Below are 24,580 nucleotides of genomic sequence, written 5' to 3'. Positions count from 1 at the left end.
TACATAAGTTCACGGTGCTCTCGAAGAGACTTGAGGACGGTACGAAGATCGGATACTGCAAGCTCAACCAGTCACCTTATCTCGTCCATGACTTCAGGCTCTTCGACAAGGTGAGATGTCTTGGGCAAACCGGCTTCATCTTCGGGCGAAGATCGTCCGGCTACTTCGATGTACGGAGGCTGGACGGCGTAAAGCTTTCCCCTAGTATCAGCTGGAGGAAACTCACGCTTCTCGAAAAGAGAAGTACCTATTTAACCGAACTTAGAAAGGAGGACGGCGCTTCCTCCCCTGTCTGAAGACAGAGGTTTCCGCGCCGAATTTCTATGACGAACGGGGCTTTGTTTTATGGGCTTGGGTGAGGCAGGTCACGGTTCGCGTTGGATGGCATTGAGCATCGCCAGTCCCTTTTTCTTCACATGTGCTCGTAGAAGCTCCTGCTCGCGAATCGTCAAGTCGAAAACCATGGCTGTTGCGACCTCAAATCGCTCGCTTACGGCGTCCAGGCGAACCTTGTCGATCATTCCCGCCACCATTTCTTGTTTGACGGTTCGAAGCTCTCGTATGGCTTCCGCAAAGGAATCCTGCTCAACCGCCTCGAAGTTCTCTGCTAGTACGTAGCCATAGAGCAGGTATGTGGCCACCACACTGAAGTCCTTGTCCGAAGCCGTGCCCAAATAAAGCCGCGTGCACCGCGTCGTCAAGCGCTCCCGCGTTACGGTGATCGCTTCCGGCGATGATCTCTGCATCTGGTGAATGGCCGCAAACGGTCCCTTATGCCGAGCCATTTTCGCAACCCCCTTCACAGCGCCCCCTTCCTGGCCACTTCGGCCAATGATTCATCCCCCTCATCCAGTCCCTGCCGAACGTACCTGCGCAGATTCCCCATCACTTCCTGATAGTTTGAATCGAAGTAGCTCAGGGCTTCGAGCGTGTCGAAGATCGTGGACTTCTTCAGGACCTCGATCCCCGGCTCAAAGGAGTCCTCGATGAGCGCCAAACGATCCGAGTCGAAGCCCTCGCCCCGCTCCCAGAGAATCTGCATTTCCAGCAAAGCCACGATGGCCTTGGTAATCGGCTCACGAAGCTCCGCCTCCTCTTCGAAGGCGTTCGTGAGACGATGGATGACGACCAATGCTCGCAGGATCATCGAGAACTCCTCCTCGTCCGCCGTTCCGAAATGGAACTTGAGCAGGGCATCGCGACTAGCCCGCTCCAAGTTTTTGACTTGATCCTCGGCGTTTTCCGTCCTGAGCAGGATCGGTGGGATGCCGTACACGGGCTTTGCGCGGTAATGCTTGTGGCGTTTTGGTTTGCTGTGCTTTGTCATACGTTTTGAGCCTCTGACGAGGCTTTAAGTGGCCAAAGGAAGGGTTGGCGGTCCCTCCTGCTACCTCTGCGCTCATCTATGACCAAAGGTTCAAAGGATGGGCAGGTGCTCCCCGCACCAGCCGACTACGATCTTTTCCTCGTCTTGAACGCATTCGAAATAGATTCTCAACGTCAGCGCGGTATTCCGCTTCACACCTATGCACAGGTGTTTGAGCATCGGCATCTCCTGCCCCTTGTAGTTGAACGTCCGACAGCGAATCAGCTCCTTGGTTCCTTGCAGGATGTTACTTTCCCGCGAACTGTACGTGTTCGGAGTGAAGACCTTGCGGGCAGCCGCATCTCCCCCGTTCAGGTATGCTGGCATCCACAGCTTCGTGAGGCGCATCAGCAGTTGGAAACAACGGCTTCCGCTCTGGCATTCAACGGGAACGTCCTCCGCACTCTTCTTCGCACTCGGAAGCACGACAAGACGTCCCTGACTCAGAATCTCGGCAGCCCTCAGGGCGTTCGGCACGCTCATCTGGCGCTCCGGTTGAACGATCCACGTCGCCACGGCATCCAGAGCCGGTTCGTCGGCCATCACCTCACCCTTTTGGGCCAATGCATCAGCAAGACTGTCGTTGAGCCGCTTCTGCTCTTGATAAGCCTGAGAACGCGCATAGAGTTCGGTCTCAAGGGCGCTTATACGTGCCTCCAAAGCCTCGTTTTCACGTTCCAGAACCTCATTCTTTTCGAGTAGGAAAAGATGCCTCTCCTTTTGTTCAAGAACCGCCAGACGCGCATCCAACACGTCATAGAAGCAGGACGCATCGACGTCGACATCCTTCGAAATCCTTGCGGTCAAGGACAAGCACGGCCATGCGCCTTCAGCGAGCGCAAACGCCAGTCTGTCGAACTTTGGTTTGCGCAGGTCCGCCGGCTCCTCGTAGGGCTTGAGCTCTACCGCCACGTGCTCACGGCTAAGTTGACAGGAGGATGAAGATTCCTTCTTGGCCACTTGCTCTGCATCCAATTCGGATGCCGGCGTTGTGACGTGATAAGCGTGCGCGAACTCATCGCTCGTGCGATCAAAGTCCTCCACCCCACCATTGAACATTCCATTTTCCAGATACGAAGTCATCTTCGCATTCTGAATGCAGAACCTCGTCCTGTCACGCATCAGGGCAAAGCACTTCCGCTTGCCTTTGACGCTCATCCGATCACGTCCGAACTGAAGGTTGTAGGTCTTGGTTATCTCTTCAGCCCCTGACATCAAGTACGTGATCGACAGACGCTTCGAGACGCCCGACATGAAATCATCCAACGTCTTCTGTTCACAATAGCCGTACACCCCCGTAAGTGGAACATCGCAACAGGACATGTAACTCAAGCGGCCACGATATGTATCGTTACGCAACTCAGCCGGAACTACCTTCACCAATTCGTCATGGAGAACCATGCCTACGGGTAGCCTTTGCCGTTGGGCCGTCATCGCCACGTACTCCAGCACCCGATAATCTGTTTCTTCCAACACCCTCTGAGTCAGAATGTTGGAAAAGACGCAATCACCATGCCAACGCTCGCCGGATGGAGAAAGAGGATGCAACGTGCATTCGAATCGTGCACGTTCGAACATCAAAGCGCGCACATCCCAATGATCCACGTACTGGTATCTGCTCACCCATTCTTCGATCAGCTTATGAGCAGAAATCGCAAACGGAACTCGAAATCCGTTGCCGACGGTCACTGATATGGCGGCCTGCCCCAAACAACGGGCGACGGCAACCTTCAGACAGAACGGAGGAACACGATTCTTTCGATTGCTCGGCTGCTTTCGCCGTCCCCAGAACGCCCATACAGTTCCGAATGGCGAACGTTCAAACCGATCAACGTGATCCTCTCCGACATATCCAGAACCATGGCGTGATTCAATCCACGGCGGATTCGTGGAAACGGCGGCGTTGAACCAAACCATTATGTCGTGAATGAATTTATCCACCTCCTCATCGCGATAGAGAATGAAGGTGGTGTTGACTAAATGAAGACTCATCGGAAACCAAGGTAATCAAATCAATTCGAAGTCGAGCTTTGGCACGAGCTTGTAAACCGGATACTCGTGCGAATCACTGATGATTTGAAATGGCAAGCGGACAAACAAATCAGACGACTGAAGCCCACTCATTACGCGATTCGTGCTGTATCGAGCACTGGCTTCGCTGCCGGAAAACCGACGATAGGTTTCGATAAGCAATGACGTCTTTCGACTCCAAATGAATCGCTCATTGTTTTCAAGCATGACGTCTCGCAAAACCTCGGCTAAGGTTTGACGGCAATGAGTAAACTCTCCTTTTGCCCAACGACGTTTCCAATCGCGAACCGTCGCAGTTGGCAAGCCAAGGATAGTGGCCGTGGCTTTGTAGCCATGCCCGGATTCGAATAGCTCCGATGCACGATGCCTAATGTCATTGGGATACTTCTTATCCATCAGCGAACCTTTTCGCGACAACTGATGATTGCGATTTCAATGGCAGGAACGTCAATGAAGACCTGCGTGTTGTCGTACTGGATGCAAACGCGTGAATCATCGTGACACGTCACATCAGTCACAAGCCACCCCAGGCGTTCATGGAAATTCCCGTACTGATCACGCGTAATGTGAGCAACGCGAAAGTGCGCATCACGAATTGCCTTCGTCATGGAGCATCCTTCCGGCAAAACAGGGATGTCAATTTTCGAATCACACAGCTTGTCAAAGCTAACTTCAGTCATCTGAGGGTCCTTTAATGAAAGATCATGAATCTTCGGCGGACGAATCCAAAACGATCTTTGGCGAATACAGAGCCTTAAGCGGCTGACCTTCATTCCAAGCCTGCAATTCCGCCATCACGCGTTCATCGAACTGCTTGGCCTGAAGCGAATCAAGCGTTCCAATCAACCGTTTCATTGCCGTCAACGTTTTCTGTTCTTTTCTCAAAAGTTCAAACCGATCTTCGATTTCCGGACCGAGCTTTTGAACCCAAATGGGTTCCTTTTCAAAGATGCTGTTCGAATAGCGTTCCTTGACGCCTTTCTTGATGTACTTGTACCACGCGAACACATCCAGCATCCCGCTTTCCGTTTTAATTGTAAATGCCCGTCCCACTTTTGAATCGTTTGTTTGAGACTTGGCATTCTGAGATGAAGGTTTGGACTTCGATAATCGCCGCACCCATGCCATCTCCACAGTGAAGTACCGGCTGTCAATTCGCACGCGGGGTCTCAGATACGTCTCTTTGTCTGTTCCCCGTCTCTTCTTCATCCAATCAAAATACATGTCGCAGGTGCGAACGGCCCTACAAGCAATCGAAGCCTGCATCACGGCCAATGCATTGAGCATTCTTAATTTGTCCACGTAGAGCGTCTGGGCAATCTGATCCTGCGTCAGCTCAGCCGCCCCATCCTCCGTCGTGAAGGAACAGTTGTCCTCCCAAAGCGTGGAAATGGGCTCTATGTCTTCCGGTTCCCGTGGAAATGTCTGCATGGTTTTTCTCCTAATATTCACTATCCTTATGAGGAGCGGGGGCATGCTCCTCATAGAATTTCAGCTTCGGTAAAAAGCAGTGCTCCTCATTGACAGCTTCTCCTCTCGCTCAATGAAAAAAAACTGAATTTCCAGTTCCACGAGAGCTTCCGCTCCTCACGGGGACTCAGCAGAGTTCGCCTCAAGAGTCCTGCTCCTCATAGCAACACGACCTTCCCTTTCCCTCTCCCAGAGTCAAAGTCAAAGATGAAAATCCTTTACCCAACGTCGTCACTCCTCACATGAGGAGCGGACATATTGTTCGAGAAGGCAGAAAAGAGCGGCACTCCTACATAGGAAGCCCCCTGTCGCACTAGGCGTCCTCCCTGTTTTCTGCCTCTTCTGCAGATGGCTGCTCCTCAACTACTGCATTGCCTCTGTTTCACCCGGCAATTTGCGCTTCATGAGCTTCTTTCCTTTATCCGAGGTCGACTCAGAAAGCAGCTCACAGAAGCAACACCGGCTTGCCTTATGTCGACGTGCAGTCACACACCAAACGTAATAGCTCCCGCATTGTTCGCAACGGCTTCGAGCAATCTTTCGAACACGTTTACCGTCGGTACATGACAATTTTTCACCGGGGCGCATTTGAACTTCACGCAGACACCGGGCCGTGTCAAACAAAGAGCCCAACGAAATGAACTTACGATCGAACCCGGCTAATTCATCCAATCGCGAATTGATGACTTCATCGACAGTTCGCGACCAAGCAACCACAACGTTCGGCAATTGAATTGATCGCGTATCCGATTGCGATTGAAGGTAGAGATAGTGTGAAGCGAAGATCGACATCACCAAACGCGAGATGAATGTCTGCGGCATCGGAATGAAAGCCTCTTCCGTATCGAAGACCGCCCGAACCTGTTGATAGAGATGTCGGCATTTGTGTATCGACAAGCCTGTGCTGATGTGAATTTGTCCTGGCTGCATACCAGCCTGGACGAGCCACTTCCCCAACTGCTTTGCGGCGTAATCTTTTAATTCGATATTGCTCTGACTCAACAGAGTATTTTCTTTGAGCAAGTCCATCAAACGTTCGAGCTTCGTTCCCTCGCCTTCGCGAAGGGCAATCGAATGCTCCAGAACAGAAACGAGACGCTTCGGAATGTTCTCGATTTCAGCAATATCGTCTACCCGAACGCCTTCGCGAATCATGGCGGAAATACGGTCGGCAGTGGTTCGATCAACTTTTATTTCAGCCATTTTTTAAATGAACCTCGTATGCGAGCAGGCGTTAACACAGTGATTCGTCTTCACCATCTTGCTGCCAAGCAAGAGGCGGTATTGTTGGGTCGGATCCATCTCTTGATTCACGACATTGGCGATCCTCACACAGTCTTCAGGACTGCACATCAATCGGAATCTTTGCAAAAGAGGATACCCATGACAGAAGTCGATGATTTGCGATGTGCTCGATTCAGAAAGCACCTCAATCAAGCTCCATGGCAAATGAAAGATCGACATGCAATCGCGCTTGCTCTTAACCGCGAAGTCGCGAACGGAGCACCAGTAGATCGAAGCGAACCTTGCTCGAAAGTAATTGATTCGAACGTCGGCTTGAAGCGTGTGCCATTCTTCATGACGACCGAAATGCGTGAGAAAGCTCTCTTCGCTGATCTCGGATCTGAAGCTGCAGATGGCCGTTTCGGATAACTTGCCGATAACCTCCGCATTGGCTTTTTTCAAGATGTTCGACAGTTGCGCACCAAGGCCGAGCCATTCCAATTCGACAATCAAATCGTCCGCATTCACCAATGCGTTTTGAACTGCTGACCATAAGAGCGTTTCGATAGGCTGAAGTTTCGGCAGGTCAGTGGAGTTGATTGCCAACAGCGACCGAATGTTGCCGGCCATGTTTTTCTGAGAAAACTGACTCATCGAATTTCAACGCCTCTGGGTCTTTAAGTTGGTGTACAAGCGAAGCACGTGTCTGGCATACCATCGAGCTCGATCAGGGCGAGAGCTGTGGTAATTGCCGATGGCTAAGGCAGCATCGTGCGGATGCCGAGCAATTTGTTCAGAAAGAATCTGCGCGGCGACTCGAACATTCGTCAGAGGATCCAACAAATCCTTTGGCTCCTTGACACGATGGCCATGCCATCGCGTATTCACCTGCATCATTCCTACGTCTATGCTCCTCGTTGTTTTGAGAAGCCGATTCAATTGTTCTTCGGCTTCTTGACGCGATTTCGCGTAATAAGGTTTACTCGTTCGAAGCGTCCAAGGCGACGGTTGAATGTATCCCCGTTGATTAGGCGCATCAACAGCACTTTCAACAACGGCAATGCTGTAAAGAAGAACCGGGTCAACGTTGAATTCTTTGCCGGCTTTCTCGAAAATACTTCCTTGAACGTTGAACGGAGTGGCCGTCGCACATGCGCATACAAAGCAAGACGCAATGCTTGCGGCCAATCGTTTTACACTTGATGGTATACCGTTTAAACGGTCTTTTGTTACGTACATAGCTTTTGCTTTCCTAAAGGCCCAAGCCTTTCGTAATGCAAAAACTATCATAGGGGGGGGGGTGTCCATTAGGGGTTACCCTTGCATTTTCGCGCATTTTCCGAGCCAGAATCTGTGCGAAAAGATTCCCCTGCAATGGATGGCGGCAGATTGGATAAATCAATCACCAATTCACGCCCATCCTCAAAATAACAATTGACGCCTCAAGACAGTAACGATACGTTATGATACAATACAACCAAAGAGGTTCTGCATGAGGACAGAGGAAAACGTATTTCGGTTTCTGGATCGGATCCGTGCCAACGGCAAGGAGATCCCGTCTTTGCGCGCCATCCGGTCCGAAGTCGGCGGCGGCTCACTTTCGACGATCAGCAAAGCGGTCAACGATTGGAAAGTCGCCAACCAATCTTCGACAGCCGATCCTCACACCCTGCCGGTCACGCTCAGTGAAGAACAACTGAAGCTCCTGGGGGATTCCATCTGGAATGCCTTCAGACCGCTCCTGGCCGCGAAGATAACGAACTTGAAGGCCGAAATGCAGACAACCTGCCAGAAGCTCAAGGACGAGCTTCAGGAAGCGCAGACGGAGCTTCAGAAGTACCGTGCACAGGTCGCTACTTATGAAGAGCAGGTACACGACCTCAAGATGGAACTTGAAGTTGCCAAACGAGAACAGGCTAAGGCCGAAGGAGCTTACGAGGCATTGAAGACATTTACAGCAGATAAATAGATTTTGGTACGTTAGATAGTTTTTGGTTCGATTGCTTAGATTTGGAGATAGATATGAATGCCGTTGTAATTTTGGTAAGCTTTCTTGTGTTTTGCTTTTGTCTAGTCCGGTCCAAACCGCCCGTTTATTCCACTAACTCGTTTACAAAAGATGATCCTCGCTTGGCACATATCCCTGCGTCCCCAAACGGACGCTTCGTCTGCGCCCCCAGGGATCGAAAACCGAATTACTACTCACCATCTAAAAAGTTCTATTACTTCCGTAAAGGCGAAAAGTTACCCGATCATTTACTTTTAATCCGCGTACCAGAAAACACCATCGCTTGTTTCTCCGATGTACGTCTAAGCGAAGCTAAAGCTTACGCTCGCATTGACTTGATGAATCATGGCTACAACGCCATCATCGACGCGTGCACATGGACACAAAGCATCAATCGGTTCATTTACCATACTGTGCGTGGCCGTCCCGCTCTTATCGTTAGTAAATCTTACACAGGGAATATCGACCTTTTAGAAGAGCATTGCAACGATGACTTCACCGATATGATCTATGGCAAAGCCATTCACAACGAGGATCCTTAAAACAAAAGCCCCAGATTCAAGCTGGGGCTTTTGTTTATTGCGGGTATGGCAACCCTATTTCAGTGATTTCGTTTGAGATCGAATGCTGTATTAAACCGGGTCACGGTATTGGCCTCTGCCTGATTGTCGAAATCGTGAATATCATGCAGTCGCTGAACCATTGACATCGTGTAATGAGCAATTGCTTTATGCTGTTCCTTGGTCAGGTCCTCATCCTTGGTATTCCCATAGAGAGTTTGTCTGATTTCGTCACGAACTCCTGCAAAAGCCTGATCCAATTTCTGACTTGTGTAAGTCAATTGTCCGTCTGTGGACGAACGAACATCATGGTAAGCCTCCACATAGCTCTTCTGAGCACTTGTTAGGTCGCGAATTGTTTGTTGATGCCCTTGAATCCATTCTGCCCCAGTCTGTTTTTCATCGACATCAGTTGGTGCTGGAGGAAGATTCCTCAAATTCTTAGCAAGTGAATCAACCATACCGTCTCGCATCCAATTATTTGCAAATTCCGCCAAAACACTTGAGCGAGATGTACGATCCAAGTCATGCAATGCCTCTTTCTGCGGTTCACTCATGACGGCCTGTTTGTTTATCGCCCCTTGTTCGGCCACCGTTCCCTTTTGTAGATCCTTACCCGAATTTTCCTTGTAATCGGCCTCGATCTTACTGCGTTCTCCTTCGAAACTCACCGACGAAGGTTTAGCGCCCTTAAGTGTTTGCTCCTGATCGTTAATGTAACTCTGACCATGCTTCACAAACATTTCAGCATCGCCCGGCTTACGCAAATCATTGCCATAACTCTTGGCATCAACAGGCGAAATCCCCATCATCGGCAACTTAGAATCCGCAAGAGCATCCCCCAACTTGGCTTGCATAGCCGTATCTGACGAATTGTTTAAGATGTGCTCAAGCGCCGCAGCAATCTTGCCTTTTTCCAGATCTCTACCACCAGACAGCTGATCTTTACCAAACAATTCAGCATATTTTTCCGCAACGAGAGCCAAATTGGCCTTACGCCCTTCAGCTGTTCGTTCGAAGTTAGCCAGATATTTACCTGCTTCTGTACCTCTAAGCTGTTCAGAAAGGGTTCCAACATCAACGCTCTGTTGACCACCGAACGTCTTGGACGCGCTAATCGCCTGTTGTAGCTCCTTAGTAGCTGTAGCGACCTTGCCAAACGCCATCCCCACAGCTGTACTCTTATTCTGAGAAGCCATCTCCGCCCACTGCTCTGTCGTCATGTTGTTCAACGTTGCCTGATAGCCCTTAGACAGATTGGCCGCCAACTGTTGTGCACGAACCGTCGAGTCCTGATTACCAAATTGAGCTGTCTGTGTATTGGCATCGCTATGCGAGTCGGTACTAGTCGACGTTCCAGTGATCTTTACACCACCATCGGCACCAACCTTGAAATGGATCCCCAAAGCTGCCGCCGCATGCCCAATCACCCCTCCCTTAATGACTTCTTTGCCATTTTCTGTGAACTTACCATACTCAGCACCAGTTTCAAGTCCAACACCACTCGTTAAGGCCGCAGACAATGCTCCCAAAGCTTCTTGTTTTTCAGTAGCAGTTTTCCCGGCAAAATAGCCGGAATTGTTCATGGCTTGCATAGCAGTCTGATTACCATCCACTCGCATCGAGGCGAGATTACGGCCCACAGTCTGCTGCAATTGTTCTGCGCCAGTAGTGGACAGACCGCTCGTGGTCGCTTCATTGATCTGCGCTGTCAAATTATCCAAACTAGAATTCACTAAGCCTTGCTTGCTAGACACATTAGCTGCCATAGCAGTTCCGACGTTGACCTTTGCCATCGAAGGATCACTACCAGTAGCTCGCAAGCCATGCATGCTATCAGAGCTCCAATGTGATGCATGACTCATCACAGCCGAAGGCTGGACAGCATCGGGACTCTGAATCTTTTCATTGAAATGGTCTTGACCACCAAGACGACCAGTCAAAGCCGTAAACGCGAACGTCGAGCCACTGACGAGGAAGAGCGCAAGCATCGGCGTAGCCGCCGTTAACATGCCGCCGGTCGACACCCAAGTGGCCGTCTCACTCCATAGCGTATCGAGCGCATAGAACGACGCTCCGGCCCCAAGATTCGCATCCGTAATGGCCGAGCGAGCGCCGGTCATCACGTAAAGATTCAGAATCGAGAGAATCGGAAGCCACAGCTGAATCCACGCAATCGTCAGGAAATACTTCCCGACAAGTCTCACGCCAAAAGAACCGATGGCAATCAAGAAGCCCATGATCGGCGTAATGGCATAGACAAAGCCTTCAAAGAACGCCATTAACGCACGAGAAGCACTCAGGAACATCGTTCCTTCACTAGCCCACTGCGTATTTCGCTGCACCATTGCCTGATTGACAGCGATTGCAGAGGCCATGTCCTGTTGGCTACCGTGGAACTTAAGCGCAGCTTGACCGTAGACACCCTCGATCAGAACCATCTGGATATAATCCTGCGAGCCATTCATGGTTGCATTTAAGCCCTGCATAGCGCTATCGAGCTTATCAAAATTACCCGAAATCGCTTGACCGTTTTCATCCTTCAGATGCAGATGTTGATTGATTGCCGTCTTCACGGCAGTCGACGAAATCTTCTGAAAGATCGAGTTGAGCTTTTCATAGCCCTTATTGCAACTAACCGTCTCCTTACCATCCATGCCGCCGATGGGAAGCATGACAGTATGCGCCTCGCTAGTGAACTTAAATTCATCCCCCCAGGGCGCATGATAAAGCGCAGTCGGTGTAGTGGCATTGAGCTGAATCTTCGCCATCGTGCATTCGGAGAGGTAATTGATCAGAGCCTGCTTCGAATCGCTCGGTGCGCCATTGGCACGCGGCCCCAGCTCACGATTGATCGCTGAGAAAACCAGTTCAGACTGTCCGATGTCGCGAACCTTATTGAGAATGCGAAGTGGCTCTGCAAATTGATGTTCACTCGTGCGGTCAAATGTACTGTAGCCCTGCTCCAGCATTCTCGTCACGCCATAACCGATTCCTGAAATGGCTGCGCCGGCAACCCCAACGCCCAGCGGAAGGTTGTCAACCGTTCGAACATGACCGGTATACGCATCCTCGACAACAACCGTACAAGAAGGTCCGAACATACAAAGGTAGCAAAGGAAACAAAGCAAAGAATGGTGCAGATTGATGCGTTGACCGCCTTCGAAAATGCACTGAAAGCCGATAAACAAGAGGCCAATCACGAAGCCTACTGCTACCAGACGTGCAAAATCGCCCGTGCCGCAAATCATGGCGACACCGTTCAACACCATCGTTAAGAACTCGACATTGCCGAGCGAGATGATTGTGAAGTCCATGAGAATCAAAGCGCCACTCTCTCAGTGGCGCGTTTAGTGTTAATGATCACCCAGCGTGGCCTTGTCCACGCCATTCGTTGCAACAACAGCCACCTTGAGAATGTTTTTCTGCACCTCGTTGTACTGCTTGACCAGATCTGCGACGACTGGATGCTCGGCACGGTAGCTTTCATACTCCAAGGCAATCGACTTTTCGCGATCAGCAAGTTGCTGCAGAAGTTCCTTCACCTCTGCTTTGTTGCTTGTGCGAAGAGCTTGACGAACGGCCTTAATTTGATCAATCAACATCTCATTTGCCCACGTCATTGCCACGGCATAGGAGATGTCATGAGCCTGTGCAATGGCGGAGACTGCAGACGCCGTACTCAAGTTACGAACGATCACACCAATGTCTGCTGGCATATTGGACATCAGGTTATCTTCCTTGGCAGTAAACGAGTTATTCGAGGTCTGACCAAACTTCGCGATGATCCCTGCACTTGCACCATCGCCAACGAGCAGATCGTAGATACGAGTGACCATACCTACCGTTTTGACTGACTTTTCTGTCGGCTTCAAGCAGTCGTCGTCATTACATGAGTAAACCGTCACATTTCCTCCGTCCAACAGCTCCTTAAAGCCGATCTTCGGAGTCAAATATTCAGGGTTGTTGGTTGATCCGGTATCAGGATTTTGCGCATCGTCTTCTGCCTTTGGGATGACAATGCTCCCAGTTACGGACATCAGAATCTCGTACTCTTCTTTTTCGTTCGTCGACTCGGCACCCGGAGTTACCCATTTGTTCGCCTTACTCTTCTTAAGAGCATCCCAAACGATATTGCCCACAACATCCTTTGCCTTCTCCGGATTCTTTTCGTCAACTTCCTTGCCCTTGTCCGGACTATCCTTCGAGCTGAAGAAGTCATCCTTAAGACCAGTAACCGTACCTACTAAGCTGTACTGATTGTCTCGGTTCGCACCAAACGCATTGGCAACGTCAGTCACCAACCCCTGCGCCAGCTGACACGAATTACCAAGCTGTTCGTTGAGCTTTTGAATCTTGGACTGAAGATTATTGATCCAAGCCATACAGTCAGGACAAGCAATGTCCAACGCAATCTGGAAAGCGTACCCCTTGGCATTCGACGCAACTGAACGGAGCAACTGAACGAATTGGTCGGCGTTGATAAAGGAGAAGGAACCGCCGAAAAAGTCAATACCACCACAACCAGCCTTGAATGACGGCGCTTGCAGGTTGACCAATTCAGTATTCATGATCGGGCTTCTAACATATGCAGAGCCCCCCGACAAAACGCCGCGACGCTGCGTTTCGAAGACGCCGGGTCGGGAAACATTTGACATGTCGTTGAATACCGCGTCCATTTTATTCTGTAGGCCGCCAGCACTTGCCATAGGAACCGACATACTGGCCATCGTCATCGCCACAGCGACGGAAAGTAGTCTGAGTTTATTGCGTGAATTCAATTTGATCTCCGTCCTCCAACTGGCCGTGCGTCTGAGCCGCCTTGCCAAATAGAGCAATCAGTTTGGTTGGTTCAATGAAGTTCTGCTCGTCGGTGAACTTTTCCTTATCCTCATCCGACAACGCCATGACTGCTTCCGATTGTTCTTTTGAGCCGAACAAAGACGAGGGATCGGCAGCGGCTTTGAGAAGTTTCGGAAGCTCCTGACTCAAATCCGGTTGAGTATTGGGATTGATGAACGGTTGCGTTTCCTTGAGTTCTTCTTCCGTCACCCATCCTTCGCGAGCGGCAACCAACAAAATGCGCTTACGCAGATCGGCGTAAGACAGCACGGTTTGTCCTAAAGCGGAGAATTGCCCATCCTCATTCATCAAGAACATGGCTGGCGTAGCTCGTACCCCCAAGACTTGAGCCTGACCAGCATCCACTTTGGTGTTCTTGAATTGATGGCTTTGAAGCTGACCGCCGTCGATGCTAATGGCCAAAATATCGAACCCAAGTTCTTCCAGATACGCCAATAGTGGGGCTTGCCGCTCGCAATACACACAATCAGATTTGAAGAAGAAAAAGATCCCGGCCTTCTCAGAAACCTTGCGAAGCAAAGCGTCCGTGTTCTGATTAGCCGCACGATCAATGCTCGGATTCATAAAAGTAGCCAACGGACGGCGCATGCTTTCGTCGAGCAGAGCGTTACCGACCACCACCTGCTGCGCAACATCTGCGAACTTGTTAGCCCGGTCCATCGCAAATCGCTGCACAAGAAAATACGCTTGGACGTTTTCATGCGTAGGATTGTCCCAAGCACGCTCCTTGTACTTGGGAAGCATCTCCTGCACCCACTTCAAAGAGAAAGGTGCAGGCGGTTCGGCCTTCGCCTCCTTCAATGGTTCTGGCTTAGTTTCTTCCTTGGCCACTTCGGGCGGTGGAGGCGGCAATTCCTCCAATAGTTCTTCTTCAGGCACTGGATCCTGATACCAGTACCAGCCTTCAGCTCCGCTGTTGTAGAAGATGTTTGACGGATGATTGATAACGGATTCAGTCGCCGTCACGGCATAGGCCGACCCGAAACTCATCAACAAACAAGAAGTTAGAAGTGTTTTTTGAAACGCTCTGAGCATGACGCTCGTCCTCGACAAAGATTCGAGTTTGAGGTTACCGACACTTACAAGCTGGCTTGGCAGGCTTGTAAGCAAAAATGGCTTTTAAGAGCGTTTGCGGAGGCGCAAATCAATAGCGAGAAACGAGTTGAGGAGAGGCACGTTCGCCTCTGGTCTTGCGACCAGAGGCCCCCATAGGATTGCCGCGAGGGAACATCCGACTTCAGTCAGGTGAGGAATCGCGGCTTACTCCTTTCGTTGTCAAGTTAAAAATGGGGTTTGGCGGATACCCGCAGGTTCCGCCTTCTCGGCCCGAAGGCCGGTTAGCATCCTTCGCCAATGTTGGAAGGGGTTTCTTGCCAGCAGCACCGCTCCTACCTCTTAGAGCTTTTAACCACTGACCGCAGAGCGTGGAACTAGGATAAACATCCCACGGTGCCTGTACATTCCCAACCAACGTAGCTCGCCTTCCGAAGAAAGCTCGCTTAGGCTAGTCAATCAAGGCTTTTGCAAGCCTCTGCCTTCAGGCAGGGATTATTGACTAGATTTTTAGGAAGGTTAGAACGCGCTCATTGAGGCGAGCAAGAGCGAAAGCGTCAAGACGAACTTGACAACCTTGCTCAAAACTCGGACAATGATGGCGTTGAGATCGAGTTGAAGCATAGATCTCAGCTCCTTAAAGACGGCCCTTATGCAACAAGGTGAGATGTGTTGCGGGGCCGTTTTGCTTTTTCAGGTTCACGAGGGATGTTCCCACGACTGCGGCAAGCAAACGAATCCGCAATAGCGAAACCTGAAACGCGTCTCAATATTCTACACACGACCTTACCCGGAGTTTCATCCAACACCACGCCTTCAGCCCAAAGTTTCATCCGGTTGAAACTTTCGGAACGTGGAGAACGAGAGAGAAATGAGGAGAGATACGAGAGAGAGGAGGCACGTTCGCCTCCAGCCTTGCGACTGGAGGCCCCTATTAGATTTTAGGAAGGTTAGAACGCGCTCATCGAGGCGAGCAAGAGCGAAAGCGCCAAGACGAACTTGACAACCTTGCTCAAAACTCGGACAATGATGGCGTAGAGATCACAGGAACGCATGATCTACTACTCCTTAAAAAGCGGCCCGCATACAGTAAGTGGAACGACTGTATTGGGCCGTTTTGCTTTTTCAGGTTCACGAGGGGTTTCCCACGATTGCGGCAAGCAAAAAATCCGCAATGGCAAACCTGAGCGTCGACGCACATTCTCGCACGCATTGCTTCGTGTTGCCACACCTCACCTCCTACCAGAGTTTCATCCGGTTGAAACTTCATCCGACGCCGCACCTCCGGCCAGAGTTTCAACTGGTTGAAACTTTCATCCAGCGCCCCACCTTCAGCCGGAGTTTCATCCGGTTGAAACTTGCGAGCAACGTCATGCAATACGAGCCTTGAAAGCGGTTCTAGCTTCTTCAACCACAAACTTCCTGAGCTAAGTCGCGCTATCCTTCAGTGAACCATGCCTAATTCGCGGTAGAAATTCCGACTTCGAAATGTTTGAGTCGCAAGTTCGGTTGCGGAATCTAGGCGAGCCAATCTTTCAAGGCAAAGCAAACCATTTGAAAGTATTATCACGTCTGTGATAACATACGTTCAACCCAATCAGTCATCATTCCTTTCAGGATTATTCAATGTCCACAGTCATCTCCTTTACAAACCAAAAAGGCGGCGTCGGCAAGACCACCTTCTCTACTCAGCTCGCCTACTATTTGGCAACCACCAAGAAAAAGAAAGTGCTGTTCATTGATATGGATGCACAGGGCAGTGCCTCTGAAACGCTCTTGGCGGGTACTGCTCTGACGGGAACGCCATCAGAACATCTCTTCAACAATGACCTCGATTCTCTGACGGTGCAAACGACCGAGCAGGGTATTGATCTGATTGGCTCGAATCAGTCGGCAGAAGCATATGATGTTGAAGCCCTGCCTATCGAACAGGTGATGAACCCGCACAAATGGGTCTCTTCCATTCTCAAAAACTACGACTATGTAATCATTGACTGTCCGCCTTCTTTGGGCCGTCGCCTTATCGGATCGTTGATTTTGACGGACTTCGTGATCTGCCCCATCAAGCTCTCCGGCTACGCTGTTTCCGGCTTGAAGAGCTTGTTCTCGACACTGATTCAGGTTCAAAACAGTGTTAATCCGAATCTGAAAATTCTCGGCATTGCCGTCAATGAATATCAGGGGACCGCTGTTCAACGCGATGCGCTAAACGCCGTCAACGAAGCTCTTCCTGGCTATCTCTTTGAAAGCAAGATCCGGTCGCGCTCTCCGATTGACATTGCATCGCGTGGGAAGCCCATCGCAGAAGTACGAAACGGGCAACGCGCAGCAGAAGAGTTGCACGACCTCTTCGAAGAAATGCTCAAGCGCATCGCAGAAAAACAGTAACGCCCAAATTTCTCAAACTAAGGCCATCTCGTTTTGACGAGATGGCTTTGGCACAACTTGGATATTGACTATGCCGAGCCCTCTTCTCAACAGTCTCACTTCCCTTTCACAACTTGGTCAGGTCATTCACGACAAATCTGAAAAAGGGAAAGCCTTCCAAACGCTGGCCGTTGATCGCATTTACAGCAAGGCCCAACCTCGTACAGTGTTCGAAAACCTTGAAGAACTTGCCGAAAGCCTGAAAGAACTCGGGCAGCAACAACCTATCGTTGTCAGTCCCGACAACAAGGGTTACTACGTCATCGAACAAGGTGAACGTCGTTGGAGAGCCGCCAAACTTGCCGGTCTCATCACGCTTGACTGCATGGTCATGAATCGCGAAAAGGATGGCGAAACCGACCGTATGTTGCGCCAGCTAACGGAAAACATCCAGAGAGATGAGATGACACTGTGGGACTTGTCTCACGCAATCGCCGCCCTTGTTTGTCAGGACATGACGGTTCGGCAGATTGCAAAGAAGTTGGGAAAGGCCGAGTCCTACATCAGTACCCTAAATGCGATTGCGGAGTTGCCGAAGGAACTGGAAGTGCTCGTTAAGGAACGGCATCTTCAAGATGCTCAATCCGTTAGAAAACTCCAAAAGCTCTATCAAGAAGATCCACGGGTTGTCTCAGACCAAATCGAAGAATGGTCTAAGAACGATGACTTTACGATCAGCCGGGCTCAGGTGGCGGATTTTATACAGAGTCTTGGAAATTCCGAGGGAGAATCTCAGCCGCAGAATGACGATGATGCATCTGAGCGTAGCGAAGATTCTGATTCAGAAACGGTGGCTCTTAAGCAGAAGGAGCCTCTGGATGGCACTCTTCCGGAAGGTTGTCGAACCGTATCTCCGGCCAAACTCAAAGTCGAGGTCCAATGGAACGGCAATGCGGGATGGCTGACGCGTGGTGTCGTGCCGCCAGAAGGGAAGCTCTGCATTACGCTGGCCACTTCCGAAGAAACGATCCTTGTCGAAGCTACCGATGTTGAAGTCCTCGGCGTGACGGCGAGGTGAGACATGCTCGGCGGAAAGAATGCAGAGATGTTTGGCCTGATGTTTGAAATTCTAGTGCAGCTCGACGGCGGGAAAAAAAGCCGCCGTGAGTTGAGCGAAGGATTGGGCGTCGGGCCGCAAGTCATCGGTCGTCAGATCAAGCTCCTACGGAACGTGTTCAAGGTAACGATCAAATCTTCCCCAGCAAATGGTTATGAACTTGAGGACTGGGGCATCCTAAACAAAGCTGTGTTCATGGAATATTACGCTAGGGGGCATAATGGCGACATTTCGTCAGTTCAAAAAGTCGCGCAATCCCCTGTCACACAGGGCTAGCGATTGTTTTCACCTCTTTGACGGCGCGTTTTAATCCACTCTTTTTGTCGAACAGCTACCATCCACACATAAGTCTCAAGGCATTTACATCTAGACCTTAGGGTGAAAATTGCGACTTCTCATGGACATACGTGCTGACTATTGGCATTACCAGTTCAATAGTTTTACGACAACTAGGTACCAGAACTCCACCACCCAACAAAATGACGGTTTTTTTGGGTGATGGAGTGCGAGGCGACCAAATGACTAACAATTCCTCTTTTCCGATTGTTGCTGTCAATGACACCGTTGAGGTGCTTGATGTCGAGTCGGCAGACACGCAGCGAGGGCATTTTGCCGTCGGTCGCATGCGTGCACCATCAGATTACGTCAGTCCGGAAAACGCAGCCGATCAGTATCTCGCCACGCTCGGCTCTCAAGCCTCCATCTGCACCGTTCGCTCCAAGCTCAATCAAGTGGCCAAGTGGTTCAAGTACCCCGACTACCAGCATTGTGACTGGCACCTCATGCGCTATGACAATGTGGTGAAATTCATTGCGCACCTGAAGGAATCCGGCCTCCAGACCGTTACGATCAACGCCTACCTCTGCGCCATGAAGGGGGTGGCACAGACGGCATGGAACCTCGGACAGGTGTCCGACCATGATCTCATGCGTATCAAGGCCATTAAGCAGGTGCGCGGCTCCCGGAAAATGGCGGGCAAGGCGCTTACCCGACAAGAATCGAAGGCCATGCTCTCTAAGTGCGAAGGCACCACCCCTCAGTTCATTCGAGATCGAGCCATCTTGCTTCTCCTTCTCGGATGTGGCCTGCGACGAGCCGAAATCACGCGCATCGAACTCAAGAACGTCTTCCTAGACGAAGCTCGGATTCGTCTGGTAGGCAAAGGGAATAAGGAGCGTGACGTTTTCATGAACGATGTAGTGCTCGATGCTGTCGCCCGGTGGCTCGCTGTTCGCAAGCAGGTCATTACGGACTGGAATGCCAAATACCCGTACAAGACCGGCAATGCCGGCGACGGTACGATCGGCTTCCTCTTCGGAAAATGGACGCGCCACTACTCTTATCTAATTGTGGATCGACCGCTCAATCCCTGGACGATCGGTGACATTGTGAAGAAATACAAGAGCGAGGCAGAAGAAATTGCCGCCGGACTCAAGACCGTAACCACTCATGATTTGCGTCGAACCTTTGCCACTCGTCTCCTTGAAAAGAATGTGGACATTACCACTGTGAAAAATCTCATGGGACACAGCAGTATTACCACGACAACTCTTTATGATCGCCGGGGAGATGAAGCGATGCGTCGCGCAACTAAAGAAGTCGATCTTTAAAATACGCATCTTCAAACCCCATCAAATATCTCGTTGGCATTGCAAATAAAAAAAGCCGACCCAAAACAATATTGTTGGGTTCGGCTTTTGTTTTATTTCCCAGATTTAACGGATTAAGAATAACCCCTTGATATACAAAAACAACTTCTTTTTCGCCTCAAAACAACTAACAGTCCAGAAAGTTAGAATTGTGCGGTAATAAAGGCTTTAAGCCAACGGCTCATGCCTTCACCCAATTTGGCGAAAAGTTCCCACCACTGAAGAGGTTCATTCGGCTCCTTTTCAAGAGTTTTGTCTTCTTCACTGACTTCAACATTGTCAGAAAAGAATTGAGCTCTCAAATCGGAAAGATTAGTTTCAAGCGTATGCAGATTGGATTGAAGTTCTTCGGTAATACCTTCGAGACTTTCACGATGCTCCTGCTGCAGAGCCTTGTCGGCTTCCCGTTTGTTCTTGCGCCAAGCCCATGGTGGAACAGCTCCGGACGATTGCCAAAGCCCTATCTGGCCAGCGCGCGCATCGGCCTCAGCCGTCTTGTAGGCGTAGCGCCACTCTGACGGGATCTGAAGCCCATAATTAGCATAGAACCACGCATAGCCGCGCTCTAACATGAACAAGCCTACATCGTTGCCATTTACTGCTACAGAAGCCAAGACGCGCCCGTAACGGTCCTTCTGCTCGGTATTGAGAATGACAGCCCTGCCATTGACCAACTTGTCGAGCGCGATGCGCGCCTCGCCTCCAAATTCCTGATCTGCTTCGGGTGCATCAATGCCACGAATCCGAACGCGAATTTCATCGTCGGCGGTAATCACCTGCAAGGTGTCGCCATCAATCACACGGTCAACTCGACCGTGGATGATTTCGGCATGAATGGCCGTACTGACACAGGTCGCCAGAGTCGCCGCACATAAAACATATCGAAGCTGCATTTTTGAAGACGTGAAGAGGTCAAATGTCCTCATTCTAGGAAGCCTGAAAAGACAAAAATGCGCGTCAGGTAGGAAAAGTTGCTTTCTAGTGTGCCAATTCCATATTGCGTTCGCCTTAAGCTGTGTTTATCAGAACTTCAACGAACCTACAAGAGGGCTAAATGACAATCAAAGAAGGGATAGCCTACGACATCAACACTGCTCCGGAGCACATCGACCTCAAAGCTGAGGATATGATGGCAACCTTCAACATCGGTAAGACAGCATTGTGGCGTTGGGTCAAACAGAAGATTTTGCCTCCGCCCTATGAATACAGAAGCCAAGCAGCGCATTGGACCATTGGGCAAATTCGTGACTGGAAAACTGCTAGAGCCAAGGCTTTAACGCAAAAACTCCAAGACGAGATGATCAGAGAATGCCAAGCGCAGACCTTAGCCCGCCGTCATGAGGTCAACGAGTTCGACTTCATTTAACCAAGATCTGCACAAACAACAGCCTGCCAGATGGCAGGCTGTTGTTTTTTTTCCACAAAGTGCCCCCTCACAAGGAGTCGAAGGGAACTACAACGAAACAGATTCGAAGGCGATTTCCTGTGGGGCAATTTGTGGGGCAACCATGAAAAACCTCCCGTTTCACCCTATTCTCAGAATCGCTATTCGACCTGCGCAATTCATAGCACACTCATTTCCCTTGTGCCTCTAGCGCCTTACCCCAGACATCACCCCAGCTTCCCGTAAGAGAACCTTTGGCATAGTCAACAACCCGATTCTCGAAAAAGTTCGTGTGCGATACACCCAGCATAGCATCCACCCACGGAAGCGGATTCTTTTTGATGCCAAAGATGCCCTTCATGCCGAGACCGATGAGGCGGCGGTCGGCGATGTAGCGGATGTAGCTGCGGACCTCCTCGCGGGTGAGGCGGCGCATTTCGGAGACGCCGAAGGCGAGGTCGATGAAGCGGTCCTCGAGTTCGACCATGGTTTCGGCGATGCCGTAGATCTTGGCCTTGAGAGAGTCGTTCCAGAGTTCGGGGTTCTCGACGATGTACTCGCGGAAGAGCTTCGTCATGGACTCGGTGTGGAGCGTCTCGTCGGCGATGGACCAGGCGATGATCTGGCCCATGCCCTTCATCGTGCCGTTTCGCGTGAAGTTGAGCAGCATGACGAAGGACGAAAAGAGCTGCATGCCCTCGGTGAATGCCGAGAAGGCGGCGATCTGCGCGGCGAGGTCGCGGCTGTCCTCGGCGACTTCGTTGAAGAAGTCGTGCTTGGCGGCCATGGCCTCGTACTGCAGGAACTCGTTGTAGATGGACTCGGGGAGCCCGATCGTCTCGATGAGGTGCGAGTAGGCGGCGATGTGCACGGCCTCGCGCGCGGCGAACGACGAGAGCATCATTCGGACCTCGGGCTGACCGAAGCGCGGGAGGTAGTGGTTGACGTAGGCGCCCGAGACGTCGATGTCGCCCTGGGTGAAGAAGCGCAGGATCTTCGTGAGGAAGTCGCGCTCGCTGTCGGTGAGCTTCTGGCCGTAGTCCTTGACGTCCTCGAGCATGGGCACTTCGGTCCAGAGCCAGTGCATCTGCTCGGACTGCATGAAGGCCTCGTAGGCCCAGGGGTACTTGAAGGGCTTGAAGCAGGTGCGGGTCGAAAGGAGCCCGCCGGCGGTGTTCTTGTCGGTCATGATGTGGTTCCCTCCGGTCAGCCTTCGCAGGCGAGGCAGGTGGTGTTGTCGGCGACGGCCTGCATGCTGATCTGATCCTCGATGCGGCGGCGCTCGACCTGGACGCCGACTCGGTCCGCCTTACGGAGCTTGTCGGAGCGGTTGTAGTAGAGGCTCTTGAGGCCCTTCTTCCAGGCGGAGAAGTGGCAGGCGTGCAGATAGGCGATCGAAACGTCGGGCGGGAAGAAGAGGTTCACGCTCTGGCCCTGGTCGATGAATGCCTGCCTGTCGGCGGCAAGCTCGATGATCCAGCGTTGGTCGAGTTCGATGGCGGTCTTGAAGACGTCGCGCACTTCCTTCGGAAGGTCCTCGCGGTGCTGCACGGAGCCGTCGTGGGCGATGATGTCGGCCCAGACGTCATCCGTGTCGAGGCCGCGCTTGGCGAGCTCGGCCTTGAGGAAGCGGTTCTTCACGATGTAGGCGCCGGAGATCGTATCCTGACGGTAGATGTTGGCACGATAGGGCTCGATCGAGGGACTCGTGCCGCCCATGATGAGGGACGAGGAGGCATTGGGCGCGACGGCCATGCGGTGCGAGAAGCGGCGCATGACGCCGGAGTCGGCCGCGTCGGGACAGGGGCCGCGCTCGGCGCACAGGCGCGCGTCGGCCTTTTCGACCGCTGCGGCGATGTGCCTGAACATGTCGCGGTTCGTGAACTTGGCGGCGGCGGACTCGAAGGCGATGCCGCGCTTCTGCAGATAGGCGTGAAAGCCCATGGCGCCGAGGCCCACGCTGCGCTCGCGCATGGCGGAGTAGCGCGCGCGGCGGATGCCGTCGGGCGCGTGCTCGATGAAGTACTGGAGCACGTTGTCGAGGAACTCCATCGCGTCGTCGATGAACTGCTCGTTGCCGCGCCACTCGTCGTAGTACTCGAGGTTGACGGAGGAGAGGCAGCAGACGGCCGTGCGGTCCTTCGAGGTCGGCAGGAAAATCTCGGTGCAGAGGTTGGAGCCGTGAATGGAGAGCCCCTTGTCCTTGAGCCAGGAGGGCAACGCGCGGTTGGCCGTGTCGGTGAAGATGAGATAGGGCTCGCCCGTGTGCATGCGCATCTCGAGAAGGCGCTGCCAGAGGTCGCGGGCGGAGACGGTCGCGACGACCTCGCCCGTGGTCGGGTGACGAAGATCCCAGGAGTCGTCCGCATCGGCGTCGCGCATCGAGGCCTCGATCTTCTCCATGAAGGCGTCGGTGATGTTGACGCCGTGGTGCAGATTGAGGGCCTTGAGGTTCTGGTCGCCCGTGGGCTTGCGCATCTCGATGAACGGAATGATGTCCGGATGGTCGATCGAGAGGAAGGCGGCGTAGGAGCCGCGGCGGGTAGAACCCTGACGGTAGGCGAGGCAGGAGGCGTCGTAGACCTTGAGGTGCGGCATCACGCCCACGGACTTCTCGTCGGCCGAGCGGATGCCGACGTGGATGCCCACGCCGCCGCCGAGCATGGAGAGGCGGTTGACCTCGGAGAGCGTCTCGATGAGGCCTTCGGCGCTGTCGTCCATGTAGGAGAGATAGCACGAGACGGGAAGCCCGCGGCCCGTGCGGCCGAAGGCGAGAATGGGCGTCGCAAAGGAAAGCCAGTGGCGGCTTGCGTATTCGTAGATGCGGGCGGCGTGCTCCGGGTTCGAGCCGAAGGTCTCGGCCACGAACTTGAAGCGCTCCTGCGGACTCTTCTCGTCCGCGCGCATGTAGCTTTCGCGAAGGCGCATGAGCCCGAGCTCATCAAAGAGCGCGTCGCGGCTCTGATCGATCTGAACGGCCATCGATGGGGTTCCTTTCAAAAGGGATTTCGGAATTTCGTGGAATCCTGGCAGATGTCTGCGGCAGAGGCGCCTGGAGGCACACCCACAACATCTTGTGGTTTGAAGCGTGAACGGACACAAGAACTTGCGTCCGTGAAGTGAGTCTCATAGTACAGAGAAACCCGCCCGCGCGCCAATAAGGGAGGCCTAACCGGACAATAAGGATTATTTACGAGGCTTGTGCGACGGGACTTTGCACGCTTTTCAGAGGAACCAGGGTGTTTGACCTATTGCGCGAATGCGGTATGGGGGCGTAGAGTATGCGGAAGCGGTGCCTCGAACGGCACCTGCAGTTCAAGATCAATCAAAAGATCAATCGGATTTGGAAACGGAAGTCATCATGACGCACGCCTTCAACGCTCAGTCTCTTCTTTGGTAGTGGCACCCCCAGCAAGCGGGTACCGGCCAGAGATAGTCACGAGCGTCAAGAACGCAATTGAAGCTCCCCTGTCTGAAGACAGAGGATT

General features: G+C 51.9%; 24 protein-coding genes. 9 read left to right on the top strand and 15 right to left on the bottom strand.

Translation table 11 applies throughout. From position 1 onward, the window contains the following. Positions 1-296, top strand: a 296-nt coding sequence (locus tag HMPREF3036_RS12185; protein ID WP_231853640.1) for a hypothetical protein, incomplete at its 5' end; no start/stop codon positions are given. A gap of 69 nt (positions 297-365) precedes the next feature. On the opposite strand, the gene HMPREF3036_RS11325 is transcribed toward HMPREF3036_RS12185, so the two are convergent. The 9 genes from HMPREF3036_RS11325 to HMPREF3036_RS11740 all read right to left on the bottom strand — a co-directional run bounded on the left by HMPREF3036_RS11325 (position 366) and on the right by HMPREF3036_RS11740 (position 7,330). Then, positions 366-746, bottom strand: a complete 381-nt coding sequence (locus HMPREF3036_RS11325) for a hypothetical protein (RefSeq protein WP_231853639.1) — start codon at positions 744-746, stop codon at positions 366-368. A 53-nt stretch (positions 747-799) separates the two neighbouring features. After that, positions 800-1,327, bottom strand: coding sequence for a hypothetical protein (locus HMPREF3036_RS11320; RefSeq protein ID WP_062334644.1), 528 nt, complete (start codon positions 1,325-1,327; stop codon positions 800-802). Between the two features lie 90 nt (positions 1,328-1,417). Then, positions 1,418-3,358 carry a hypothetical protein gene (locus tag HMPREF3036_RS11315; protein WP_156469840.1) on the bottom strand — a complete coding sequence of 647 codons (1,941 nt, stop codon included), beginning with the start codon at positions 3,356-3,358 and terminating at the stop codon, positions 1,418-1,420. Positions 3,359-3,373: 15 nt separating this feature from the next. Continuing rightward, positions 3,374-3,793, bottom strand: coding sequence for a helix-turn-helix domain-containing protein (locus tag HMPREF3036_RS11310; RefSeq protein WP_062334638.1), 420 nt, complete (start codon positions 3,791-3,793; stop codon positions 3,374-3,376). Beyond that, positions 3,793-4,077, bottom strand: a complete 285-nt coding sequence (locus HMPREF3036_RS11305; RefSeq protein WP_062334636.1) for a hypothetical protein — start codon at positions 4,075-4,077, stop codon at positions 3,793-3,795. Before HMPREF3036_RS11305 ends, HMPREF3036_RS11310 begins: the two co-directional genes overlap by 1 nt. A gap of 22 nt (positions 4,078-4,099) precedes the next feature. Then, positions 4,100-4,828, bottom strand: coding sequence for a conjugative transfer protein MobI(A/C) (gene mobI, locus HMPREF3036_RS11300; protein WP_062334632.1), 729 nt, complete (start codon positions 4,826-4,828; stop codon positions 4,100-4,102). A gap of 402 nt (positions 4,829-5,230) precedes the next feature. After that, on the bottom strand, positions 5,231-6,070 hold the full coding sequence (locus HMPREF3036_RS11295) for a FlhC family transcriptional regulator (protein ID WP_156469839.1): 840 nt from the start codon (positions 6,068-6,070) through the stop codon (positions 5,231-5,233). 3 nt (positions 6,071-6,073) lie between these two features. Further along, positions 6,074-6,745 (bottom strand): hypothetical protein, encoded by a 672-nt coding sequence (locus HMPREF3036_RS11290; RefSeq protein WP_062334627.1) that lies wholly within the window; start codon positions 6,743-6,745, stop codon positions 6,074-6,076. Between the two features lie 6 nt (positions 6,746-6,751). After that, complete coding sequence (locus tag HMPREF3036_RS11740) at positions 6,752-7,330, bottom strand: lytic transglycosylase domain-containing protein (protein ID WP_082897476.1); 579 nt, start codon at positions 7,328-7,330, stop codon at positions 6,752-6,754. A 253-nt stretch (positions 7,331-7,583) separates the two neighbouring features. On the opposite strand from HMPREF3036_RS11740, the gene HMPREF3036_RS11285 reads away from it, so the two are divergent. Both HMPREF3036_RS11285 and HMPREF3036_RS12025 read left to right on the top strand, forming a co-directional pair. Then, positions 7,584-8,060, top strand: a complete 477-nt coding sequence (locus tag HMPREF3036_RS11285) for a DNA-binding protein (protein WP_062334625.1) — start codon at positions 7,584-7,586, stop codon at positions 8,058-8,060. Between the two features lie 53 nt (positions 8,061-8,113). Continuing rightward, positions 8,114-8,641 (top strand): hypothetical protein, encoded by a 528-nt coding sequence (locus tag HMPREF3036_RS12025; RefSeq protein ID WP_156469838.1) that lies wholly within the window; start codon positions 8,114-8,116, stop codon positions 8,639-8,641. A 59-nt stretch (positions 8,642-8,700) separates the two neighbouring features. On the opposite strand, the gene HMPREF3036_RS11280 is transcribed toward HMPREF3036_RS12025, so the two are convergent. The 3 genes from HMPREF3036_RS11280 to traF are packed head-to-tail and all read right to left on the bottom strand — an operon-like array spanning position 8,701 to position 14,557. Beyond that, entirely contained in the window at positions 8,701-11,976 is a 3,276-nt protein-coding gene (locus tag HMPREF3036_RS11280; protein ID WP_156469837.1) for a conjugal transfer protein TraG N-terminal domain-containing protein, read from the bottom strand. A 39-nt stretch (positions 11,977-12,015) separates the two neighbouring features. Then, a complete protein-coding gene (locus HMPREF3036_RS11275) occupies positions 12,016-13,440 on the bottom strand; it encodes a conjugal transfer protein TraH (RefSeq protein WP_156469836.1) in 1,425 nt (474 codons plus the stop codon). Then, positions 13,424-14,557 (bottom strand): conjugal transfer protein TraF, encoded by a 1,134-nt coding sequence (gene traF, locus HMPREF3036_RS11270; protein WP_062334617.1) that lies wholly within the window; start codon positions 14,555-14,557, stop codon positions 13,424-13,426. The genes HMPREF3036_RS11275 and traF overlap by 17 nt, the downstream gene beginning before the upstream one ends. 1,071 nt (positions 14,558-15,628) lie before the next feature. Between traF and HMPREF3036_RS12020 the strand changes: the two genes are divergently transcribed. The 5 genes from HMPREF3036_RS12020 to HMPREF3036_RS11245 all read left to right on the top strand — a co-directional run bounded on the left by HMPREF3036_RS12020 (position 15,629) and on the right by HMPREF3036_RS11245 (position 19,669). Continuing rightward, positions 15,629-15,883, top strand: coding sequence for a hypothetical protein (locus tag HMPREF3036_RS12020; protein WP_156469835.1), 255 nt, complete (start codon positions 15,629-15,631; stop codon positions 15,881-15,883). Between the two features lie 318 nt (positions 15,884-16,201). Then, positions 16,202-16,963, top strand: coding sequence for a ParA family protein (locus tag HMPREF3036_RS11260; protein WP_062334612.1), 762 nt, complete (start codon positions 16,202-16,204; stop codon positions 16,961-16,963). Between the two features lie 70 nt (positions 16,964-17,033). Then, the gene (locus tag HMPREF3036_RS11255) at positions 17,034-18,020 is read left to right on the top strand and encodes a ParB/RepB/Spo0J family partition protein (RefSeq protein WP_062334611.1); all 987 of its coding nucleotides are present in this window, start codon (positions 17,034-17,036) and stop codon (positions 18,018-18,020) included. 3 nt (positions 18,021-18,023) lie between these two features. Next, positions 18,024-18,335 carry a hypothetical protein gene (locus HMPREF3036_RS11250; protein WP_156469834.1) on the top strand — a complete coding sequence of 104 codons (312 nt, stop codon included), beginning with the start codon at positions 18,024-18,026 and terminating at the stop codon, positions 18,333-18,335. A 242-nt stretch (positions 18,336-18,577) separates the two neighbouring features. Further along, positions 18,578-19,669 carry a tyrosine-type recombinase/integrase gene (locus tag HMPREF3036_RS11245; protein ID WP_062334607.1) on the top strand — a complete coding sequence of 364 codons (1,092 nt, stop codon included), beginning with the start codon at positions 18,578-18,580 and terminating at the stop codon, positions 19,667-19,669. 182 nt (positions 19,670-19,851) lie between these two features. Here HMPREF3036_RS11245 and HMPREF3036_RS11240 read toward each other — a convergent pair whose 3' ends face one another. Beyond that, the gene (locus HMPREF3036_RS11240) at positions 19,852-20,634 is read right to left on the bottom strand and encodes a thermonuclease family protein (protein WP_062334604.1); all 783 of its coding nucleotides are present in this window, start codon (positions 20,632-20,634) and stop codon (positions 19,852-19,854) included. 128 nt (positions 20,635-20,762) lie between these two features. Here HMPREF3036_RS11240 and HMPREF3036_RS11235 point away from each other — a divergent pair, with 128 nt between their 5' ends. Continuing rightward, complete coding sequence (locus HMPREF3036_RS11235) at positions 20,763-21,074, top strand: hypothetical protein (protein ID WP_062334601.1); 312 nt, start codon at positions 20,763-20,765, stop codon at positions 21,072-21,074. Positions 21,075-21,282: 208 nt separating this feature from the next. Here HMPREF3036_RS11235 and HMPREF3036_RS11230 read toward each other — a convergent pair whose 3' ends face one another. Both HMPREF3036_RS11230 and HMPREF3036_RS11225 read right to left on the bottom strand, forming a co-directional pair. Continuing rightward, positions 21,283-22,281, bottom strand: coding sequence for a ribonucleotide-diphosphate reductase subunit beta (locus HMPREF3036_RS11230; protein WP_062334598.1), 999 nt, complete (start codon positions 22,279-22,281; stop codon positions 21,283-21,285). Positions 22,282-22,298: 17 nt separating this feature from the next. Further along, positions 22,299-24,074: a ribonucleoside-diphosphate reductase subunit alpha gene (locus tag HMPREF3036_RS11225; RefSeq protein ID WP_062334595.1), complete on the bottom strand. Its 1,776-nt coding sequence runs from the start codon at positions 24,072-24,074 to the stop codon at positions 22,299-22,301. Positions 24,075-24,580: the final 506 nt, after the last annotated feature.

This window comes from Sutterella sp. KLE1602, from assembly GCF_001578585.1.
Taxonomy (GTDB): domain Bacteria; phylum Pseudomonadota; class Gammaproteobacteria; order Burkholderiales; family Burkholderiaceae_F; genus Sutterella; species Sutterella wadsworthensis_A.
The sequence above is the reverse complement of the archived record's forward strand: the minus strand, read 5'-3'. Positions and strand labels throughout refer to the sequence as shown.

Excerpts from the sequence above, each read along its gene's own strand:
- HMPREF3036_RS11325 (WP_231853639.1), bottom strand. The coding sequence starts at position 746 with ATGCAGAGATCATCGCCGGAAGCGATCACCGTAACGCGGGAGCGCTTG.
- HMPREF3036_RS11320 (WP_062334644.1), bottom strand. The coding sequence starts at position 1,327 with ATGACAAAGCACAGCAAACCAAAACGCCACAAGCATTACCGCGCAAAG.
- HMPREF3036_RS11315 (WP_156469840.1), bottom strand. The coding sequence starts at position 3,358 with ATGAGTCTTCATTTAGTCAACACCACCTTCATTCTCTATCGCGATGAG.
- HMPREF3036_RS11310 (WP_062334638.1), bottom strand. The coding sequence starts at position 3,793 with ATGGATAAGAAGTATCCCAATGACATTAGGCATCGTGCATCGGAGCTA.
- HMPREF3036_RS11305 (WP_062334636.1), bottom strand. The coding sequence starts at position 4,077 with ATGACTGAAGTTAGCTTTGACAAGCTGTGTGATTCGAAAATTGACATC.
- mobI (WP_062334632.1), bottom strand. The coding sequence starts at position 4,828 with ATGCAGACATTTCCACGGGAACCGGAAGACATAGAGCCCATTTCCACG.
- HMPREF3036_RS11295 (WP_156469839.1), bottom strand. The coding sequence starts at position 6,070 with ATGGCTGAAATAAAAGTTGATCGAACCACTGCCGACCGTATTTCCGCC.
- HMPREF3036_RS11290 (WP_062334627.1), bottom strand. The coding sequence starts at position 6,745 with ATGAGTCAGTTTTCTCAGAAAAACATGGCCGGCAACATTCGGTCGCTG.
- HMPREF3036_RS11740 (WP_082897476.1), bottom strand. The coding sequence starts at position 7,330 with ATGTACGTAACAAAAGACCGTTTAAACGGTATACCATCAAGTGTAAAA.
- HMPREF3036_RS11285 (WP_062334625.1), top strand. The coding sequence starts at position 7,584 with ATGAGGACAGAGGAAAACGTATTTCGGTTTCTGGATCGGATCCGTGCC.
- HMPREF3036_RS12025 (WP_156469838.1), top strand. The coding sequence starts at position 8,114 with ATGAATGCCGTTGTAATTTTGGTAAGCTTTCTTGTGTTTTGCTTTTGT.
- HMPREF3036_RS11280 (WP_156469837.1), bottom strand. The coding sequence starts at position 11,976 with ATGGACTTCACAATCATCTCGCTCGGCAATGTCGAGTTCTTAACGATG.
- traF (WP_062334617.1), bottom strand. The coding sequence starts at position 14,557 with ATGCTCAGAGCGTTTCAAAAAACACTTCTAACTTCTTGTTTGTTGATG.
- HMPREF3036_RS12020 (WP_156469835.1), top strand. The coding sequence starts at position 15,629 with ATGATCTACTACTCCTTAAAAAGCGGCCCGCATACAGTAAGTGGAACG.
- HMPREF3036_RS11260 (WP_062334612.1), top strand. The coding sequence starts at position 16,202 with ATGTCCACAGTCATCTCCTTTACAAACCAAAAAGGCGGCGTCGGCAAG.
- HMPREF3036_RS11255 (WP_062334611.1), top strand. The coding sequence starts at position 17,034 with ATGCCGAGCCCTCTTCTCAACAGTCTCACTTCCCTTTCACAACTTGGT.
- HMPREF3036_RS11250 (WP_156469834.1), top strand. The coding sequence starts at position 18,024 with ATGCTCGGCGGAAAGAATGCAGAGATGTTTGGCCTGATGTTTGAAATT.
- HMPREF3036_RS11245 (WP_062334607.1), top strand. The coding sequence starts at position 18,578 with ATGACTAACAATTCCTCTTTTCCGATTGTTGCTGTCAATGACACCGTT.
- HMPREF3036_RS11240 (WP_062334604.1), bottom strand. The coding sequence starts at position 20,634 with ATGAGGACATTTGACCTCTTCACGTCTTCAAAAATGCAGCTTCGATAT.
- HMPREF3036_RS11235 (WP_062334601.1), top strand. The coding sequence starts at position 20,763 with ATGACAATCAAAGAAGGGATAGCCTACGACATCAACACTGCTCCGGAG.
- HMPREF3036_RS11230 (WP_062334598.1), bottom strand. The coding sequence starts at position 22,281 with ATGACCGACAAGAACACCGCCGGCGGGCTCCTTTCGACCCGCACCTGC.
- HMPREF3036_RS11225 (WP_062334595.1), bottom strand. The coding sequence starts at position 24,074 with ATGGCCGTTCAGATCGATCAGAGCCGCGACGCGCTCTTTGATGAGCTC.